The 19516-nt window shown below is 62.6% G+C and carries 17 protein-coding genes; 5 read left to right on the top strand and 12 right to left on the bottom strand.

What is annotated here, in order from left to right:
• Positions 1-296: 296 nt before the first annotated feature.
• From A3M3_RS25100 to A3M3_RS0113980, 4 genes are read left to right on the top strand one after another with little or no spacing between them, the layout of a single operon-like run.
• A complete protein-coding gene (locus A3M3_RS25100; RefSeq protein ID WP_051423174.1) occupies positions 297-1310 on the top strand; it encodes a PaaX family transcriptional regulator in 1014 nt (337 codons plus the stop codon).
• Between the two features lie 9 nt (positions 1311-1319).
• Positions 1320-2354 carry an enoyl-CoA hydratase/isomerase family protein gene (locus A3M3_RS25095; protein ID WP_035741787.1) on the top strand — a complete coding sequence of 345 codons (1035 nt, stop codon included), beginning with the start codon at positions 1320-1322 and terminating at the stop codon, positions 2352-2354.
• Positions 2351-3571 (top strand): CoA transferase, encoded by a 1221-nt coding sequence (locus A3M3_RS25090; protein WP_051423172.1) that lies wholly within the window; start codon positions 2351-2353, stop codon positions 3569-3571. The genes A3M3_RS25095 and A3M3_RS25090 overlap by 4 nt, the downstream gene beginning before the upstream one ends.
• Complete coding sequence (locus A3M3_RS0113980; RefSeq protein ID WP_028266866.1) at positions 3568-4953, top strand: amidohydrolase family protein; 1386 nt, start codon at positions 3568-3570, stop codon at positions 4951-4953. Before A3M3_RS25090 ends, A3M3_RS0113980 begins: the two co-directional genes overlap by 4 nt.
• 160 nt (positions 4954-5113) lie before the next feature.
• On the opposite strand, the gene dmpG is transcribed toward A3M3_RS0113980, so the two are convergent.
• From dmpG to A3M3_RS25080, 4 genes are all read right to left on the bottom strand, one after another.
• Positions 5114-5851, bottom strand: a complete 738-nt coding sequence (gene dmpG, locus A3M3_RS25085) for a 4-hydroxy-2-oxovalerate aldolase (RefSeq protein ID WP_231497340.1) — start codon at positions 5849-5851, stop codon at positions 5114-5116.
• A gap of 1 nt (position 5852) precedes the next feature.
• Positions 5853-5978: a hypothetical protein gene (locus A3M3_RS29285; RefSeq protein WP_269317301.1), complete on the bottom strand. Its 126-nt coding sequence runs from the start codon at positions 5976-5978 to the stop codon at positions 5853-5855.
• 165 nt (positions 5979-6143) lie between these two features.
• Entirely contained in the window at positions 6144-7142 is a 999-nt protein-coding gene (gene speB, locus A3M3_RS0113970; RefSeq protein WP_028266865.1) for an agmatinase, read from the bottom strand.
• Positions 7139-8515 carry an MFS transporter gene (locus A3M3_RS25080; RefSeq protein ID WP_035741785.1) on the bottom strand — a complete coding sequence of 459 codons (1377 nt, stop codon included), beginning with the start codon at positions 8513-8515 and terminating at the stop codon, positions 7139-7141. Before A3M3_RS25080 ends, speB begins: the two co-directional genes overlap by 4 nt.
• A gap of 171 nt (positions 8516-8686) precedes the next feature.
• Here A3M3_RS25080 and A3M3_RS0113960 point away from each other — a divergent pair, with 171 nt between their 5' ends.
• Complete coding sequence (locus A3M3_RS0113960) at positions 8687-10180, top strand: PucR family transcriptional regulator (protein WP_231497262.1); 1494 nt, start codon at positions 8687-8689, stop codon at positions 10178-10180.
• 126 nt (positions 10181-10306) lie between these two features.
• On the opposite strand, the gene A3M3_RS0113955 is transcribed toward A3M3_RS0113960, so the two are convergent.
• The 8 genes from A3M3_RS0113955 to A3M3_RS0113920 form a co-directional block, all read right to left on the bottom strand.
• A complete protein-coding gene (locus tag A3M3_RS0113955; RefSeq protein WP_051423171.1) occupies positions 10307-11422 on the bottom strand; it encodes a histidinol-phosphate transaminase in 1116 nt (371 codons plus the stop codon).
• A complete protein-coding gene (locus A3M3_RS25075; protein ID WP_197023229.1) occupies positions 11349-12866 on the bottom strand; it encodes an FAD-binding oxidoreductase in 1518 nt (505 codons plus the stop codon). Before A3M3_RS25075 ends, A3M3_RS0113955 begins: the two co-directional genes overlap by 74 nt.
• Positions 12863-13630 carry an amino acid ABC transporter ATP-binding protein gene (locus A3M3_RS0113945; protein ID WP_028266862.1) on the bottom strand — a complete coding sequence of 256 codons (768 nt, stop codon included), beginning with the start codon at positions 13628-13630 and terminating at the stop codon, positions 12863-12865. The genes A3M3_RS25075 and A3M3_RS0113945 overlap by 4 nt, the downstream gene beginning before the upstream one ends.
• Positions 13627-14607 (bottom strand): amino acid ABC transporter permease, encoded by a 981-nt coding sequence (locus tag A3M3_RS25070; protein ID WP_081736798.1) that lies wholly within the window; start codon positions 14605-14607, stop codon positions 13627-13629. Before A3M3_RS25070 ends, A3M3_RS0113945 begins: the two co-directional genes overlap by 4 nt.
• Positions 14604-15500, bottom strand: a complete 897-nt coding sequence (locus A3M3_RS25065) for an ABC transporter substrate-binding protein (RefSeq protein ID WP_051423170.1) — start codon at positions 15498-15500, stop codon at positions 14604-14606. The genes A3M3_RS25070 and A3M3_RS25065 overlap by 4 nt, the downstream gene beginning before the upstream one ends.
• 329 nt (positions 15501-15829) lie before the next feature.
• A complete protein-coding gene (locus tag A3M3_RS0113930) occupies positions 15830-16897 on the bottom strand; it encodes a PDR/VanB family oxidoreductase (protein ID WP_051423169.1) in 1068 nt (355 codons plus the stop codon).
• On the bottom strand, positions 16878-18578 hold the full coding sequence (locus tag A3M3_RS0113925) for an HAL/PAL/TAL family ammonia-lyase (protein ID WP_028266860.1): 1701 nt from the start codon (positions 18576-18578) through the stop codon (positions 16878-16880). The genes A3M3_RS0113930 and A3M3_RS0113925 overlap by 20 nt, the downstream gene beginning before the upstream one ends.
• Positions 18556-19347 carry an IclR family transcriptional regulator gene (locus A3M3_RS0113920; RefSeq protein ID WP_028266859.1) on the bottom strand — a complete coding sequence of 264 codons (792 nt, stop codon included), beginning with the start codon at positions 19345-19347 and terminating at the stop codon, positions 18556-18558. The genes A3M3_RS0113925 and A3M3_RS0113920 overlap by 23 nt, the downstream gene beginning before the upstream one ends.
• Positions 19348-19516 lie beyond the last annotated feature (169 nt).

The raw sequence follows: 19516 nt of genomic DNA, 5'->3' as shown, positions 1-19516 counted from the left end.
CTCGATCAACTGTCGCATGTTGGATGAATCACGTCAAGTGGCTCACTTCACAGCTCGGGCATCATGAGTGCGAAGTCCCCGGATAACGCGAATAGTAGCCACCAATCCAGCGTACCGCTGGATTGGTGGGGCTAATGGTGTGCCTGAGATCAGCCCAAACCGGCGCAGCAGTTCACGCGACTTCGCGTTGTAAGAATGCATATAATCAGTAATCACACATCTTTTTGCATTCTATTCTGCCGATCACCCACCACGGGAAGCTTCGGCGCATCCACCACAGACACCGGAGTCCAAACATGCGAACGTCCAGCGCCGGGCACGCCATTCAAGAGGCCGAGAACCACATGCCTGGCTTTCCGAGATGGCAGTCCGGCAAGAATCCCCAGCACCTGGCCGTCACCCTCTTTGGAGACTTTTGGCTTGCCCGGCCGGAGTTCCTTCCTTCCGCCGCGCTCATCCGTTTACTGGGAGATCTCAACGTCAGCCTGCCGAGTGCACGCGCCTCCCTGGGACGGCTTTCACGGAGGGGGGTCACCGAATCACGTAGACAAGGAAGGCACACCTATTACCGCCTCACTCCGCTCGTAGCCCGCGACGCTGTGGAGGTGGGTTCAGGCATCATGAACTTGGGGTCTTCACAGCCATGGACCGGGCAATGGACCATGTGTATGTTCTCGTTGCCAGCAAGCCGCCGCGACACTCGCAACCAGCTGCGGGCACGCCTCAGAATGCTCGGGTTTGCGGCTATCCATGACGGCGTGTGGGCATCTCCAGTTCAACAGGTCGAGAGGGCCTCTTCGGTCCTGGATGAACTCGAAGTGGATGGAGGGTCCGTCTTCACATCCATTGAGCATCCTGCGCCAGGGCGCATCGAGGTAAGCTCCGCATGGGATCTCGACGAGCTCCGGGAGCACTACTCAGGGTTTCTCCGAGAGTGGGCATGGGTCACCGACGTCCTTGACGGCGGTCTGCTCTCAACCAAGGAAGCCTTCGTGATCCGGACGCTCATGACCGACAGCTACCGCAGGTTCCTGAAACTCGACCCGGGGCTGCCCGACGAAACTCTGCCGGAAGGATGGCCGCGGGCAAGAGCCCGCGACCTTTTCTGGTCATGCTATGACGGCTTGGCTGGCTTGGCAGCCCTTCGTGTTCAGCAAGTAGTCGCAGATCAATCGCAGGAACTTGCGGCCTTGGTGCACACGCACACAACGGAGCAGTTCGTGCTCGGTGACGAAACCGTACGTACTTGCACGAGATGCGTTCACTTCGACCACTGGAATTTTCCCTGTCCGCCCGTTTCAGATCGGTAGTATTTCGAGATGACATCCCCGTTAGTGGGCCGCACCGCAGACAGCGCTCCACTCCCGGTTCCGGCCCTCTCGGTGTCCGAACTCGCATTGCGCGCCGCGGCGCGGGACCCCGAGCTGGTTGCACCCGGCGCGCACGTCCTCGTCGAACTCATTCCCGACGAAAACAGTGACCGCGACACGGTGGACCACGACCTGCCGTTCATAACCTTCGTGCGGGAATCCCGGGCGCCCGCCGGGCGGCATATCCGTGGCCGTGCAGCCGACAACGCTTTTCCCTGCGCTGACCTTGTGGTTCCCGATGCCCTCCTGCCGGACGTCATCCGCGGCGTTCGCTCCAACCCCGAGGCCTCGCTGGTTCTCGCGCAATTGATGCGGGCTACCCACAGCGTGCCCATCCCTGATGCCATAAGAGCCGAATCGCTCGCCTACTCCCTCCTGCAAACGGGCTCGGAGTTTACCCGATGGCTGGCGGACCAGCCTGCACGTACCCCCGGCGTAGACGTCGAACCGACCGTCCTGGTCCATCAAGGCGCGCAAGCCTCGGAGATCCAGCTCAACCGACCCTCCTCGGCCAACGCCGTCAATACACGGATGCGGACCGAACTCGTCGGAATCCTTTCGGCCTTAGCCCTCACCACGGGGCCATTGGAGCTCACAGGAAACGGCCGGCATTTCTGCGCCGGTGGCGATCTCCGGGAATTCGGGATGGCGCCATACCCCCTGGGCGCCCATGTGGAACGCATCAGCCAGAACGTGCCCGGCTGCGTTGCTCGGGTCGCCGGCCGGCTTACGGCCCGCGTGCACGGAGCATGCGTGGGAGCCGGCATGGAAATCGCCTCTTTCGCAGGACACGTCACAGCTGCGCCCGACACGTCCTGGCGTTTACCCGAGGTGTCCATGGGCCTGCTCCCAGGCTGCGGCGGAACAGTCAGCATCCCCCGCCGGATCGGCCGCCAACGCACACTCCTCATGGCTGTCACCGGGATGACAATCGACGCCGCAGCCGCCTTGGAGTGGGGACTCATCGATGAGGTCTCCGAATGACACCGACTACCCCGGACTCCCAACTGGCTGCAGCCCACCGGCTACTCGCCGGGCTGGGACTGGAGAATGACGCCGTCGAGCTCCACGAGGCCATCGAGCTCGGAAAGCCCGCTCTCACGGCACAGTCCCCCGCGGAAGGTTGGAAAACATCCGGTGCCGCTGCGCTGACTGCCTACGACACCACACCCCCAGGCGACATCGCCGCGAGCCTGCGCGGCGCCGCGCTGCTCGCTCAAATCACCAGCCGCCGAATTGGCAACGAACTCGTCATCGACGGGCCCGCGCTGCTGTCCGAACGCGAAAACCTGTGCCTCCAACCGCACGAGGCACAGCCGGGGATGACGCTTCGCGGCGGCGGGCGGATACTGAAGGCTGCCGACGGATGGCTCGCGGTAAACCTCCCGCGGGACAGCGATTGGGAACTCGTCCCTGCCCTAAGCATGGGCGCTGTGGGGCCAGGAGACGAGGGCGCACTGGCCGAATGGACGGCGCAACAAACTCGTAGAGACGTCGTGGAACGATCCGCCTTGCTGGGACTCGCAGTCGGAGCCATTCCCCGCGCAGGAACAACGCGTAGCCATCCTTCACCCTATGATTTCCGGGCCGACAAACAGACCGCCCAGCCGGCCCGTCCGCTGCCTTCACTTACCGTCATGGACCTGTCACGGCTCTGGGCAGGCCCGCTGGCGGGTGCCCTCATGGCCTCCGCCGGAGCGAATGTGGTCAAAGTGGAGAGCCTGACTCAACCTGAGCTGAGCGTCCCGGAAGATGCCGCCTTCGCACACCGGCTCAATGGTGGCAAGGAACTGCTGCAGCTGGACTTCAGAGACCGTGCGGCATTGGGCCAGACACTCGCCCAGGCCGACGTCGTGATCGCTTCCACGCGTCAGCGCGCCTTCAACTCCTTGGGGTTGCGGCAACGCCCAGGCCAGCTCTGGATCTCCATCTCAGCGTACGGAGGACACGAAGATCCCAACCAGCGGGTGGGGTATGGTGACGACGCCGCGGCCGAAGCGGGCGTCGTATGCTGGCACCAGGATATTCCGCATTTCGCTGGCGATGCGTTGGCGGACCCAGTCACGGGCCTGCTGGCAGCCGTCGGAGGCTTTGGACTCTTGAATGCCGGACGGTCCGGCATCCTCCGGCTTGATCTCGCAGGGGCGGCCCGCTGGGCCATCGGGAAACATGGCTGGGAAGCCGAAAGCGTTGCATCGTGAGCCGGTCTCTCTTGATCGTCAACGCCACTGTCGGCTGGCGCACGGGAACGAGCGTGCTGATCAGGGACGGCCTTGTTTCCGAGGTCGGTTCCCGCCGTGCCTGTCCAGGCACACGTGTCATTGATGCCCGCGGCGGTTCTGTCGTCCCGGGCCTGTGGGACCACCACCTGCATTTGCGCTCATGGGCCGCCCGCCGCCGATCGGTGGACGTCAGCGCCGTCACCGACCCGGTCCGCTTCCAGGCCGTGGTGCGGACGGCTGCCGGGAACAAACCGCCAGGTGCCTGGCTGAGGATCGTCGGGTACGACGACGATGCCTTGGGTGATCTCGACGCGCACCGCTTGGACGAGCTGCTTCCCTTGCCGACGCCGCTGCGGGTACAGCACCGAAGCGGTCACCAATGGGTCCTCAACCGGAGGGCCATAGAGCTTCTCCACGAAGCGACGGGCCACTCAATGCCGGATGACGGGGTCCTTCTTGACGACGATTCGATACTGGCCCGGCTGCCCGGTGAACTAGAAGATGACTCTGGCATTGTGCGTGAGGCACGGCTACTGGCCGCGCAAGGCTGCATCGGCGCTACTGATATGACGGCCACCACTGATCCGGTGTCCGCCCGGAAACTGGCTGGCACCGTCCGGCGGTGGCTGCAGCTCGGCGTCTTCGGGAAGGTCAGGCCCTACCCTTGGGAGACCCGGGGCACGGTCCACGGAACCAAGCTCATTGTCGCCGATCACAATCTGCCTGAGTTGGACGGGCTAATACGAATGATCAGTGAGAGCAGGCCCGGTCCCGTCGCTCTACATGCCGTCACATACGAGGCGTTGGTGCTTGCCATGTGCGCCCTGGAAACCGCCGGCCGGGCTGGGGACAGGATCGAACACGCCTTCCTGGCGAGCGGTGACTACCCCAAGAGCAATGCCTCGCGCGCAGGGAACCACGAGCTGCCATGCGTCGGTGCACATCCGGGATTTATCTGGTCCCAAGGCAACCGTCTGGCGCGGGTGCTTACGGAAAGCGAGCACGAAGATTATCAGCGGCTGCGGTCTTGGCACGAGGCCGGATATACCCTCCTCGGCGGAACGGATGCCCCGTTCGGGACCTCCCGACTGTGGCGGGCGATGCAGTGCGCCGTCGATCGTCGAACTCCCGATGGCAGGCCTCTCAACCGTTCTGAAGCATTGACACCGGAGGAAGCCTTCACCATGTTCACTCCCGGCGGTTTAAGGGGAACGGCCTATACGCCGGCACCCAGCCTGGGAAAAACAGCAGACCTCTGTATCCTGGCCCAGCCCTGGTCTGTGGTCCGCAGTAGCCTTTCCTCGGCCCGGGTGACCGCAACGCTGAGGGCCGGAGTGGTCACAGCGGGTAGCCGGCACTGAAGCCCGGCCGGCTACCCGCTGCGGGTGATGGGTTTGGTCGAGCCTCTCCGGCGAGACCCGGGAGTAGGGGGCAAGCACGAAAAATGCGGTCATCGTCGCCACTGTGAGATGGCCGCATCTTCGGTCGGTGCGTTCCCGGCACTGGCCCAGCTGGTAATGGTCAGCCCACGCGAGAGCCAGCGGCCAGCTGGACGGCGACGTCGATGATCATGTCTTCCTGGCCGCCGACGTAGCCGGCCTTGCCGATTTCTTCGAGGATGCGGTAGGCCGGAACCCCGTAGCGTTCAGCGGCGCGTTCGGCGTGGATGAGGAACGAGGAGTAGACCCCGGCATAACCCTGCATGATGGAGGCCCGGTCCAGGACCGGCATGCGGGTGATGAAGGGTTTGACCACGTCCTCGGCGGCGGCCATGACGCCTTGGACATCCACGCCGGTCTTGATCCCGAGGCGGTCAAAGGCCGCGGCGAGGACCTCGGTGGGTGAGTTGCCGGCGCCTGCGCCGAGGGCGAGGAGGGTGCCGTCGATCTGCTGAGCGCCGGCGCGGACGGCGAACACGGAGTTCGCGACGCCGAAACTGAGGTTTTGGTGGCCGTGGAAGCCGACCTGCGCGTCATCGCCCAGCTCGGCGAGCAACGCCGAGACGCGGTCGGAGACGTCATCCAGGATCAACGCCCCGGCCGAGTCGACGACATAGACGCATTGGCAGCCGGCGTCGGCCATGATGCGGGCTTGCCTGGCCAGCTCCCCGGGCCCGACCCGGTGGCTGAGCATCAGGAAGCCGACCGTTTCCATGCCCAGCTTGCGCGCGTGCTGGAAATGCTGGATGGAAATGTCCGCCTCGGTGCAGTGCGTGGCGATGCGGGCAACCGATGCCCCGGCCCCGTGTGCCCGGTCCAGGTCATGGATCGTGCCCAGTCCCGGGAGCAGGGTCTTCGGTGAACCGGTGGCTCATGGCGTGGGAGCCGTCACGCAGGGTGGTGTCGGTGAGGCGGATGTCGAAGGTGGTGTTCATGGGTGCAGTCATGGTGTGTTTGCCCTTTTCCTAGTTCACCAGCGCGGTGGAACGCGCGGCATCGATCTTCTCGGAGATGCCGATTCGCCGCGCTTGAGTTACAAACGCCACAGCGGTTGCCTCTGCATGCAGCCGGCATCCCATTGGCATGCAGAGGCAACCGCTGTAGCGACTTATCTAGACTCCGGCGTTTTCCAAGGCTTCCTCACCACGGCGGGTGGCGCCCTTGGAGCGGTTCACCATCAGCCCCAGGAGGTCAAAGACCAAGGTTGCGGCAGCGAGGGTGGTGATGTCCGCGTGGTCGTAGGCAGGTGCGACTTCGACGACGTCCGCTCCGATGATATTGATGCCGTTCAGTCCCCGCAAAAGGGCCAGCAGTTCGCGTGAGTGCAGGCCGCCCATTTCGGGGGTGCCGGTGCCGGGCGCATAAGACGGGTCAAGGACATCGATGTCAATGGAGACGTAGACCGGGGTGGTGCCGAGGCGATTTTTGATTCTCTGGATTGCGGCCGGAACGCCGATGACATCCAAATCCGAGCACCGGATGACCTGGAATCCGAACTCGTGGTCCCGCAGGAAGTCGTCACGGTCGTAGACGGGCCCGCGAATACCCACATGCATGGATTTGTCTTCAACGAGCAGTCCTTCTTCAAAGGCCCGGCGAAAGATCGTTCCGTGAGTGATCGGCTGGTCGAAATAGGTGTCCCAGGTGTCCAGATGAGCATCGAAGTGCAGCAGGGCAACGGGTCCGTGCACTTGGTTCAGAGCGCGCAGCATAGGAAGGGCGATGGTGTGGTCACCGCCGATGGCAATGAGTCGCTTGTCCTCGCCGATGAGGGGCCGTACCTGCTCTTCGATTTCGCGGACTGCCCTGGTGATGTCGTACGGTGTGCAGGCGATGTCGCCGGCGTCTACAACCTGAGCTTCGTACACGGGCTCGACGTCGAGCTCGGGATGATAGCCGGGACGCAGCAGCCGTGAGGCTTCGCGGACGGCAGCAGGTCCGAAGCGCGCGCCCGGCCGGAAAGAGGTGCCGCCGTCGAACGGTACACCGAGGATTGCGATGTCGTAGTCCGGTACCCTGTCGATTTGAGGGAGCCGGGCGAAGGTTCCGAGGCCGGCATAGCGGGGTACTTTCGTTGCGTCGACGGGTCCGATTGGCTTATGGGTGGTCATACCAGAGTTCCTTCTGTAATGGTCGCCGGGGCTGCCGGCCTTTGGTCAGTGGTGAGTTCAGCGAGGGATTTATTGGCGGTTTCCGGTGCGAGCAGTAAGGTCGCCACCAGACCCACCAGGGAGATGGCGGCACCGATGAGCAGTGAGCCTGCTGCGCCGAAGCTGAGGATGGCGACTGGCATCAGGTAGGTGCTGGCTGCCGAGCCAATCCTGCTGATCGCCGTGCCGAAACCGACTGCAGTGGCACGGACCTCCGTAGGGAAGAGTTCGTTGGGGTAGACGACTTCGAGGAAGCTGGACGCGCCGGAAGCAAGGGCAAAAATCGCCAGGGCGATGAATAGCGGGCCGGCTTGGACATTCGGGATGAAGGCGGGGATCGCCAGGGCCACCACGATAATGCCAAAGCTGCACAGGAGCAGCTTCCGGCGACCGATCTTCTCGACGAGCCACAAACCGGGAATGCCGCCCACCACAAACAGCATGGAGACCAGGAAGGATCCACCGTAAAGGTTGGCGTCCCCGGTTATGCCCATGGAGGCCAACAGGTCCGGCGCGAACGTGTAGACAGCAAAAAGCGGGATCACCTGGGCAGTCCAGAAAATCGAGACAAAGAGTGTTCGCTTCCACGCTTGGCCCTTGAAGATGTCCAGGAACTTTCCTTGTCTGGCAGGACCTTCGCTGTCCGAGGCAATATCGGCAAGGCCGTACTGCCGGCCATACACTTTCTTGATAACGGATTCCGCCTCATCACGGCGGCCGCGGGAAAGCAGCCAGCGCGGAGACTCAGGAGTACCGAGCCGGCACAGCAAGGTGACGACGGCGAAGATCGCGGGGCTGCCGACCATGATCCGCCAGACGTCCGGACCGGCGTCTCGGAGAATGTAGCCGACGGCGTAGGCGGTAGCTGCGCCGATCGCCCAGACCACGAAGGTGGCACCCAGGAGACGTCCACGGTGTTTCTTCGGGAGGAACTCGGCCAGGAGCGAGGTGGCGATCGGGTAGTCGGCGCCAATGGCAGCGCCTAGGAGGAACCGGCAGAGAACAACTTGCCAGACTTCCGTGGCGAAGGAATTCAGCCCGGAGAACAGTGCCAGGGCGATGAGGTCGGCGATGTACATCTTGTGCCGGCCGATCCTGTCAGTCAGCCAACCGAAGATGGCCCCGCCGAAGAAGATACCAACCAGGCTCGCGGCCCCGATAAGGCCGGTTTCCACCATACTCAGGTGCAGCCCGGGGACCATCGTGATCAGGGCGATTCCGATGATTGACAGCGCATAACCATCAATGAAGGGACCCCCCGAAGCGAAGAACGTCAGCTTCTTGTGGAAATTTGTAAGCGGGGCGTCATCAATGAGATTGCTCGTTGCGCTCATTGCAAACCCTCTCTGTTGGTGGCTCGTCGTCGAGCCGGAGTAAGTGACTTAATCTTGGGTGACCGTCGTCACCCCGCCTATCCGTCAATCAACTACAAACGGCGAACAGGCCTAGACGTTTGTATAAACTCGAGGTGACTGTCGCACGCATCCACCAAAGGACCACCGTTAGTGATTACCGTCTCCGAACTGATCGCTGAGCCTCAGCTGGGCTTGAGCCTGCTTGCGGGCTCCGATGGCCTCGGGAACCCCATCACGTGGGCGCACACGTCGGATCTGCCCCGACTGTGGGAGTGGGTCACCGGCGGCGAGATCATGATGACCAACGGACTGTCGATTCCCGCCGATGCCGCCGGACAGGTTGAACTTGCCCGGTCCCTCGTTGGGGCGGGTGCGAGCGCTTTGGCTATCGGTGAGAAAATGCATGCCCCGACGCTGCTGCCCGAATTTCTGGAAGCGTGCAACGCGCTCCCCCTGCCTCTGATCAACGTTCCATATCCCCTGCCGTTCATCGCTATTGCCCGATCCGTCGCCGAGTCCTCGCTGCTGGAGGAATCCCGCAGACTGCGACAGACGGCCCGAATTTATGATCTTCTCCGTCTCGCCGGTGTGGACAATCAGTGGCAGACGCTGATGAACAAGCTGGCAGCTGAGCTGAATTCCCGGCTGTTTGTGGTAGATCGGCGGTGCCAACACCCCTGGCACCCGGACAGCGAAGCATTGCCGGCACCTCTGGCTGGGGAGCTAAGGATTCTCATGGGACCACTATCGGGAACAGCGAAGAATTTCCAATGGCACCGGCTCGTGGACCAAGACGTCCTCCTCATGGAGATTCCTACGCATGCCAACGCGCTGCTGGTGGTCCTGCCCGCGTCCGCCCCGCACCCCGATGCAGTGGTTTTGCTCCATGCGGCAACAGTCCTTGGCCTGGAACTGTCGCGTACCGTGCTTGGGCTGGAGAACAGGCTCCGACTGGGATCCGAGTTCCTCCTTCAAGCATTTGACGGCCGATACGGCATCAACGATCTCGAAAGTCGGCTGTCCGAATTCGGCATTCCGGCGCACGATTTTATGCTCGTCTCCATCTCCGCTGATGCGGGAAATTACCTTGCCAACGCACACTCGAATCTATGGCGTCACGGGTTCCCTGCCGCATGTCTCCAACGAAACAACAAGCTCCATGTGCTCGTGTCCAAGGAGTGTTCCGACGAACAGCTACTCCATACACTGCCTCCCGGCATCAAGATCGGGGTCAGCACGCCGGCGACCCCTGCCGGCATTCAAAGCGCACTTCAGGAATCACTGTGGGCGCTAGGAACGGCAGGCAGCAGTAATGAGCAGCTGGTGCGATACGCCGAAGGCCCTTCGTGGTTGGGGTTGACCAGCCACGAAGAAGGACAGGCCCTCGTCCAACGTCTCCTAGGCCCGATTTTCGAATATGAACGCGGACGCCAGCCCGATCTCATCCTCACCCTGAAAACGTATCTGGACCTGCAACGCTCCTGGCAGAAGACGGCAGCGACCCTGTTCACCCACCGGCAAACCATCATTTACCGGATCCGGAAGATCGGTGAGCTGACAGGGCTGGACATGAGCGCAACCTCAGCCCTAGCCCAGCTCTGGTTCGCCCTGCAGATCCACGAGGCCATGGAAACGCGCGAGTAATGGCGTCCCGGCACCGGCATTTCGAGGCATAACTCATGGTACGAAATCAGTACCAAGGAATCTTGATGTCGAGAGTAGGACGGTCCCTTTGCGTTTTGTCCGGGGCGCTGTCCGAGACCAACAAGGTCATTCTGTCCCCCTCGGGGCGCCCAGGTAAGAATCGACGGCGTCGAGCACCGCTTGCGTTGCCGGGCGCCCGCCGATGGTTACGCGCACGCCGTCGCCGTCGAAAGCACGTACGGAAACACGGTGGCGCACACACGCCTGTTCCAGTTCCCCGGCCCGTTCCATCGCGATCCACACGAAATTGCCACCACTTTCAGGCACATCCAGGCCCCGGATCCGTAGCTCCCGGGTAAGGAACTGCCGCTCCGCTACGACGGCTGCGACTGTGGCTGAGAGAAGTTCCTCCTCTGCCCAGGCAGCCACGGCGCCGGCCTCGGCCACCCTGCTGAGTCCGAACGGCGGCGCTGAGGCCCTCAGGTTCCTGATGATTTCCGGGGCCGCCGTCAGGTAACCGGCACGCGCACCGGCGAGCCCATAGGCCTTGGAGAATGTCCGCAGGATGACCAGGTTCGGAAACGTTGGTAGCAGGGAAGTTTCGTCCCGCTCGGGCTGGCTAAATTCCCGATATGCCTCATCGAGCACGACGAGGACGTCCCTCGGTACGCGGCTGAGGAATCGGAGCAGCTCATCGTGCGTGACGGTTGTGCCAGTGGGGTTGTTGGGGTTGCAGACGATGACGGCTTTGGTCCGTTCGGTGATGGCGGCGGCCATGGCGTCCAGTCGGTGCCGATGTCCGGAATCAAGTGCGACGCCTACGCTCGACGCTCCTGCCACGCCTATCAGGATGGGGTATGCCTCGTAGCTGCGCCATGCGTGCACCACCTCGGTACCAGGGCCGGTGTATGCCGTGAGTAGCTGCTGGAGTAGGGGCAACGAACCCGCGCCCGCCGTCACTTGCTCGTCCGAGAGTCCCAGTCGCCGCCCGATCGCGTCCACCAGTTCGTCGCCATAAAGGCTGGGATAGCGATTAAGGCCCGCGGCAGATGCCGCCATGGCATCCTGGACAACTTTCGACGGCGGCACGGAGGACTCGTTGGACGACGCCACCCATGTGGTGGTCCCCAACCCCAAAGCCCGGGAATAAAGCGGGAGCGCCGCGATTTCAGGTCGAGGCACTGGAAGCCGCGGCCTCGGCGGCAGCAGCGAGCCGTCCGGGATACCCGTTGTTGTACTCATATCCTGTCCTTTCTTGTCCAAATTCGAGGACCTTGCCGGGGTTCATCAAGTTGCGCGGGTCCAGTGCCGCCTTGATGGCGGCCATGACGCCCACACCGGCGGGATGTTCAGCACGGAGTGAGTCCATTTTGCCGGCGCCGATGCCGTGCTCGCCGGTGCAGGTGCCTCCCATCGAGAGCGCCCTGGCTACGAGCCGTTGATTCAAGGCCGAGGCAGCAGCCAAAGCATCGTCGTCCCCGGGCTTGAGGACAATGGCCAGGTGGAAATTGCCGTCGCCGGCGTGGCCGGCGATCGGCGCCACCAATCCTGAAGCAACAATGTCTTCCTTTGTGGCAGCGATACATTCGGCCAGCCGTGAAATGGGGACGCATACGTCGGTCGACCAGGTGCGTGCGCCCTCCATAAGCGCCTGGCAGGCGGGGAGGACATCGTGCCGGGCCTTCCACAACCGGTGCCGCTCGGCCTCGTCTGTGGCAAATTCGAAGCCGCTGCCCCCATGCAGGGCGGCAAGGACGCGGATCTGTTCCGTCTGTTCCTCCACCGCCCTGGCCGTCCCGTGGAACTCGAACAGCAGGCTGGCGGTTCCCGGCAGCTCCAGCGAGGAGTACCCACTGATGGCCCTGATGGCGGTGTCGTCCAACAACTCCACGCGGGCCACGGGAATCCCGGCTTGGATGGCTTCCTGCACTACCAGGGAAGCTGCTTCCAGCGAAGGGAACCCGCACACCGCGGCCGAGATCGCCAGCGGTTTCCCATAGACACGTAGCGTCACCTCGGTAATGATCCCTAACGTGCCCTCCGCACCGACGAAAAGATGCGTGAGGTCGTAGCCAGCCGCGGATTTCCTCGCCCGCCCACCCGTGCGAACAATTTCGCCGTTCGCAAGGACCACCGTCATGCCCAGGACGCTTTCCCGCATGGTCCCATAGCGGACGGCCGTGGTGCCGCTGGCACGGGTGGAGCACATCCCGCCAACGCTCGCGTCCACGCCTGGGCCTACCGGGAAGAACAGGCCATAGGCGTCCAGTTCAGCGTTGAGGGCGCTTTTCATCACCCCGGCTTGCACCGTGACATCCAGATCCGCCGGGCTGAGGCGCAGGATGTTTGTCATGCCGGAAAGATCCATCGTGACCACCCCTGCCCGGGCGTTGGCTCCTCCTTCGAGTCCTGTTCCGGCCCCGATCGGGACCACCGCCACGCCGTGCGAGGCGCAGATCCGTACTGCGGAAGCAACATCTTCCGTGGAGGACGGACGCACGACGGCGTCGGGAAGTCCGAACGGCAGATGCGAACGGTCACGCGAGCGGTCCAACCGGGTGAGGGGATCAACGGCTACTTTGCCGTCCAGCATCCGCTGTAGTTCGACGACGGCGCCCGGGACTGCCGTGGGGCCTTCGGTTTCGGCGCCTTTGAACCGCGCTCTTAGCGGGGCCGGACTGCTCACGCGAGGACCTTGGACAGGAATGCCTGGGTGCGCGGCTCGCGCGGGTCTTCGAGGACCTGGTGCGGATCGCCGCTTTCCACGAGTTGCCCGTCGGCCATGAAGTGGATCACGTTGCCCACTTCCTTGGCGAAGCCCATCTCGTGGGTGACGACAATCATCGTCATGCCCGAGTCCGCCAGCGAGCGCATCACGTCCAGCACCTCACCCACGAGCTCGGGATCCAGCGCCGAGGTTGGTTCGTCGAAAAGCATGACCGAGGGTTTGAGGGCCAGCGAGCGGGCGATCGCAACCCGTTGCTGCTGGCCGCCCGAGAGCTGCCCTGGGTAGTGGTCGGCCTTATCCGCCAGGCCTACGCGCGCCAATAGCTGTCTGCCTTCCTCGACGGCCCGCTCCTTGGGGATGCGCTGTACCACCGTGGGACCCTCGATCACGTTTTCCAGGGCAGTGCGGTGCGGAAAAAGGTTGAACTGCTGGAAGACCATTCCGATCGATGCGCGTTGCTTCGCGGTCTCGTGCTCCTTGAGTTCGTGGAGCTTGTTGCCGGAGCGGCGATACCCGATCCGCTCCCCTTGGACCCACAGCTGGCCGCCGTCGATCTTTTCCAGGTGGTTCATACAGCGGAGGAAGGTGCTCTTTCCTGAGCCTGACGGTCCCAGGAGGCACGCGACCTCGCCCGCATTGATATCCAGGCTGATGCCTTTGAGGACCTCCAGATCGCCGAATGACTTGCGGATGTCCCGGGCCCGAACGATTGGTTCCTTCATTTGACCTTCTCCAGTTCTACTGCGGGTCCGCCGGCCGTCGCCAAAGGGCTGTTCGACGCCGGTGGGAGACCGGACTTCGAGAGGGCGTTCGCTGCCGCCCTCGGGAGTACCTTGGCGGACTTCATCGGGGTGAATCCCCGTTCAAAGTGCCGTTCCACGTAGTGCTGACCCACCGACAGGACTGCTGTGACGGCCAAATACCACAGGGCTGCCACGATCAGCAGTGGAATGGTCTGGAACGTGCGCGAGTAAATTATCGAAACCGACGTCAAGAGCTCGCTGTAGCCGATGACGATCACCAAGGAGGTGTACTTGAGCATGCCGATGGTCTCGTTGCCGGTGGGCGGGATGATGACGCGCATGGCCTGCGGTAGGATCACGCGCCGCATAGACTGCAGCCGCGTCATTCCCATTGCCTTGGCGGCCTCGGTCTGGCCTACCGGTATGGCCCGAATGCCGGAGCGGACAATCTCACCCATGTACGCGCCTTCGTTGAGGCTCAGACCAAGGATGGCCGCGGTGAACGGGGAGATCAGCGTGTTGGTGGAGATCTCGAAGAAACTGGGACCGAAGGGAATTCCCAGCACCAGCTTCGGTACGAGCGCCGCCATGAAGAACCAGAACAGGAGTTGGACCATGAGCGGCGTCCCGCGGAAGAACCAGGAATAGGCCCACGCAGCGGAGGACAGGATCGGGTTCGGGGACAAACGGCACACAGCCACTGCGACCCCGAGGACGATTCCGATGGCCATGGAAACGGCAGTCAACAACAGCGTGTTCCCCAGACCGGCCAGCACCGGCGCGGCAAACAGGTATTCCCCCACCGTGGCCCACTGGAACCGCTGATTAGTGACCATGCCATAGGCCATGAGCGCTGCGCCAAGGACCACCACTCCTGCCATCACCCAGCGCCCGCGGTAGCGGGCAGGGACGATCGAGAGGTTCTGCTCCTCTTCCGCGGCCGAGTGCACGGTCATTTGGTGGCTCCGTTGACGGTGAACTTCTCGATGACGTGGTCATCCATCTTGTACTTGCTAAGGATGGCCTCATAGGTACCGTCTGCCTTGATCTGCTCCATGGCCTTCTGCACCACGTTGATCAGGTCCGTGCTGTCTTTGGGGAACACGACGCCGAAGAATCCCTCCTGGTACGGCTTGCCCATCACCAAGTCACCGTTGCTCTCGGCGGCGACCACCGAACCTGAGGTCGTATCAAGCAGGAAGGCGTCCACCCGTCCGCTCTGCAACGCCAGTACTGCCTGGTTCTGCCCGGCGTAGATGGTGATGGCGAGCTGGTCCTTCCCGGCGGCTTGGCATTTGCCGGATTGTGCCGTCGCGTCGGCATCTTCGGTGGTGCCCTTGACGATTCCCACCTTTGCGCCGCACAGATCATCAAGCGACTTCACATTGTGCGGGTTGGCTTTGGTGGTCATGATGCCCCCGCCTGCCGTGAAGTAGTCCAGGAAACTGACCTGCTTCTGGCGCTCGGGGGTGTCCGACATTGCGGACATTCCCATGTCATAGCGGCCGGACGCCAGCCCCGGGATGATCGCGTCAAAAGCGATGTTGTCGAAGGAGAGGGTGACGCCAAGCTTCTTCTCGATGGCATCCGCCAGCTCACGGTCGATCCCGACGATGGTTTTTCCGTCCTTGTCGATGGACTCGAACGGAGGGTACTCGACGTTGCTGGCCACCTTGATGGTGCCCGCGCCCTGGACCTCTTTGGGCAACTGGCTGAACAGCGGCGCCTTTGCCGCATTTGCATCGTCACCCGCGCTGGCCGGACCGCCGCAAGCGGTCAACCCGACGACGGCGACGAGTGCCATGGCCGCGAGGGCCGGCTTACGAAGGGAAAAATCGGAAATATTCAATGTGCACTCCTTGGGTTATTTCGGCTCCATGCGAACCACCGGACGTCTACTGCTTCCGGATTGGAAATTCAGAAAGAATACGCGCGATCTTGGATCATCATAGAGACGAATATCACGGGTCACAATAGATAATAAACGCGAATTCCAATGTCTCGTATGACGAATGTCGATCACAAAAGAAGATCGGATTCGATGATCGAAAAGAAAGCATGACATATTGCGGGACGTAGAAATACGCGCCCCCACACGAGCCTCCGGATCCGCTTGCGGGAGGGCGGGTCCGCCGCACGCGCTCCTTGCAAAGACCTGGAATGGATGGACCTTTCGGTCTAGATGTCCAGCACGAGCCTCTCTCCGCGGCAGCGTGAAACACAAATCATCATTGTTTCATTCGCAGCCCGTTCCTCGTCGCTGAGAATTTCATCCCGATGATCGGGAATGCCAGCTAGAACCGTCGTTTCACAGGTACCGCATGTTCCTTTTCGACAGGAATTCAACGCAGGAATTCCGGATCGTTGCAAAGCTTCGAGAATTGTCTCGCCTTCTGCTACATCGATTTCCACGCCGTCGATGGTTTCCACCACGAAAGGCAAGTTATCTCGGGGGCTCTTCCCGATTTCCCGACGGGGATCGGCCGCGGAAGAACCACTGGAACCGGTATCGGCGAGGGGCCCGTCTCGACCGAAATCCTCAAAGACCAGGTGCGGAACCACGCCGGCCTCATGTGCCGAGCGGAGCTCGCTGAGCAACCGTCGCGGGCCGCAGGCGTAAACCGTGGACCCGCCGTCGAGCCCGTGCTCGCGGAGGTACTCAGCCAAGTCCAAGGCGCCGGAGTCCTTTTTTGCATGGAATCTGGCCTTGTTACCGGCCGGGTCAAGACCGGCGATCTCGTCCCGAAAAGCCATGGACCGGAGATCGGATCCCAGATACAGCAATCGCCACGCTTCCCCGGTCGACTGCGCGGCGCGGATCATCGGCAGCAGGGGCGTGATTCCAATCCCGCCTGCGATGAAAACCTTTTCCCCGGAACCCGGCGTTCCACGGAAATTGTTCTTGGGACCGCGGACATCGACGAAATCCGCCGCTTGCAACACCTCATGGACAAAAATCGAGCCACCCCGGCTGGTCTGCTCGCGCAATACTGCGATGCGCCAGGCGGACCGGTCCTCAGGATCCGAGCACAGGGAGTATTGGCGCAGAACGCCGTTGGAAAACAACACATCTATGTGGGCACCCGGCTCCCACGCCGGCAGCGCAACGCCGTCGGCATCGCTGAGTATCACCGAAACGACGCCGTCCGCCTCCCTCCGGAGCGCGCTAACCGCCAGCCTGAAGAAGCCTTTTGCGGCGTACACCGCGGTGCCCGGCTGGTCGGCATCAGTGGCTTGGATCGTCATCGTTGCCTCCACTGATCGCGGCGTTCACGGCTGCCACGACGGCCCCGGAGTGGACCAGTTCCCCCGCTTTGCGTAGCCGCGGATACAGGACCAGGTCCTGCTTGATGTGACCGATGGGCCGGCCGTCGGCTGCAGCGGCGGAACGAAGGAACGCCAGTGCTGCCAGGCTTGCTGCGGCAGGTTTTGCCCCGGCCGTGGCGGACATGTCCATCCGCAGTTCCAAGGCCTGCGCGGCCATCAGCAGCTCTACGGCCACCACTGACTCGATATTGGCGACTATCTGGCGCGCGTGCCGGCCGGCGTTGTTGGCCATGGACACGTGATCTTCCTGATTGGCACACGTCGGGATGGAATCCACGCTGTCCGGGTGCGCAAGGGTCTTGCAGTCGGACACCAACGCAGCAGCAAGATACTGGGGCAGCATGTAACCGCAGTCCATGCCGACCTGCTCGCTCGCGACGAGCATGTCCGGAAGGCCCCGGTTGAGGGAGCCGTCGTCGAGCCTGAAGAGCCGGCGCTCCGTGATGTTGCCGATTTCAGTGACCACGATCGAGATGAAGTCGGCCGCGAACGCCACGTATTCGGCGTGGAAGTTGCCGCCCGAGACCGCCTTGAGCGTGCGGGTGGAAGGAAGCGAAGGAAAGATCAAGGGGTTGTCCGTGGCGGCATTGATTTCGTTCTCGATGATCCCCGCGGCGAATTCCAAGGTGTCCTTGACCGGTCCGAAAACCTGCGGAATGCAGCGAAGCGAGTATGCGTCTTGCGGTGGCTGGCGCACGGGGTCCCGACCGGCGTCGCCATCCACTAATCCGCTGCCGCCGAGGAGCTCGCGCAGCCGCGCCGCCACCTCGATCTGGCCGCGCTGGCCACGGGCTAGGTGGAGCTCGTCAATGAAGGCATCTCCGAAGCCCAAGAGTGCCTCGATGGTCATGGCCGCGGTGATCTGAGCTGTTTCGAGGAGGTTTTGGGCGTCGTACAGAGCCAGCGCAGCCTGAGCGCAGGAGAACGAGGTACCGTTCAAAAGAGCCAGTCCATCCTTGGCACCCAGCGGCAACCGCTTGATTCCCGCATGAGCCATGGCCACCATCCCGGACACCACGGCACCGTCCAGAAAGGCCTCACCGGAGTCGAGCTCCTCGTCCTCGCCGGAGTGGGAGCGCGACATGACGATCGCGACGTGGGCCAGCGGAATAAGGTCGCCCGAAGCTCCCAGTGAACCGTATTCCGGGATAGCAGGGTAAACGCCACGGTTGAGCATGTCGGCGAGGGTCGTCACGATGTCCCCCCGGACACCGGAGTGACCCTGTGTCAGGCTGACGATCCGAATGAACATGGTTGCCCGCACCACTTCTTCGTCCACATAGCGGCCGACGCCGGCTGCATTCGAAAGGACCAGGCGGCGGGAGAGCTCGGCGGCATCGGACGGCTCATCGAAGGCCTTGCGGCCGGCGAGGGAACCAAAGCCGGTGTTGATGCTGTATATCGGCGCCGTTTCCTTCCCGGCACGCATGTCATCCATGACGCCGTCCAGCCAGTCCTGACTGGGCTTCATCCGCGCCAAAGCTTGCTCATCCACCACAACGGGACGCCGGTGACGTGCAACCTGGATCAGATCCTGCAGGGTTGCACGGTGCGTCCCCAGGACCACGGGTTCTGTATCAAGCAGAGTTTCGAGCGTCATCGCTTACCTCTCGGGTTGTTCTGCGGCTTGCGAGGGAACCTAGCGACGCCGCCAGGTTCTCCGCTGCCGCGTTCATTGTCTTCAAAGTCGAATTCAGCCAGGTGCGGGAGCCGCAGCGGTTCTCCGGACCGGCCACGTTTAGCGCGCATACAGCCTCGCCGTCGAGCATCACTGGTACGGCCACCGAGACGGCGCCCGGATCCAGCTCGCCCCGAGAGACTGCCCAGCCGGAAGATCGGATCTGCGCCAGACTGGGCAGAATCTGCTCAGCGGACGGCGAGTTTTCGGTGAAGCGAGGAAGGTCGCCACCGAGCACTTGGTGTACGACGTCGGACGGCGCCCAAGCGAGCAGCGTCCGGGGGCCGGCGCCAGCCGTCAGCGGTAAGAGCTCATTGACGGCAAACGTGTACTTGAAGGCCTTGTCCGGTTCCGCGCGACGCAGGCACATGGCCTGTGTGCCCACCCGGATCACCATGACGGCGGTTTCGCCCACGGAATCAACAATGCCTTTCAGCACGGCATTTCCAACCTCCGCGAGGTGGCTCTGCGTCAGATGGCGACCGGACAAAGCCAGGAGTGCGCGGCCCGGCCTGTAGATGCCCGCGTCTTCCTGGACGAATCCGTTTTCGCGGAGCTGGCGGAAGTACCGGTATGTAGTACTAACAGGGATGCCTAGTTTGAGGGCCACGCTCTCCACCGTGGTATCTCCACTGTCCGCGATTTCCGCGAGAATCATGAGGCCCCGCTCAAAAGACGTGTGGGTCGCCATGGCATGTCTCCTTTCCGAATCGATCACCCTGTGTCGCGGATCACGAATTGATCCTGCAGGGCGCAGAAGTTACGCGGCAAACGAGATTCCCACAAAGTGAGAATGATGTTTAACTGTTACTCTCTGAGACCGATAGTTTGATGCCACGTATTCGCCTTGCAGTCCCACA

The sequence above is a fragment of the Arthrobacter sp. MA-N2 genome, assembly GCF_000517125.1.
In the GTDB taxonomy this organism is placed as follows: Bacteria; Actinomycetota; Actinomycetes; order Actinomycetales; family Micrococcaceae; genus Arthrobacter; species Arthrobacter methylotrophus.
This window is presented reverse-complemented; position numbering and strand designations above follow the sequence as displayed.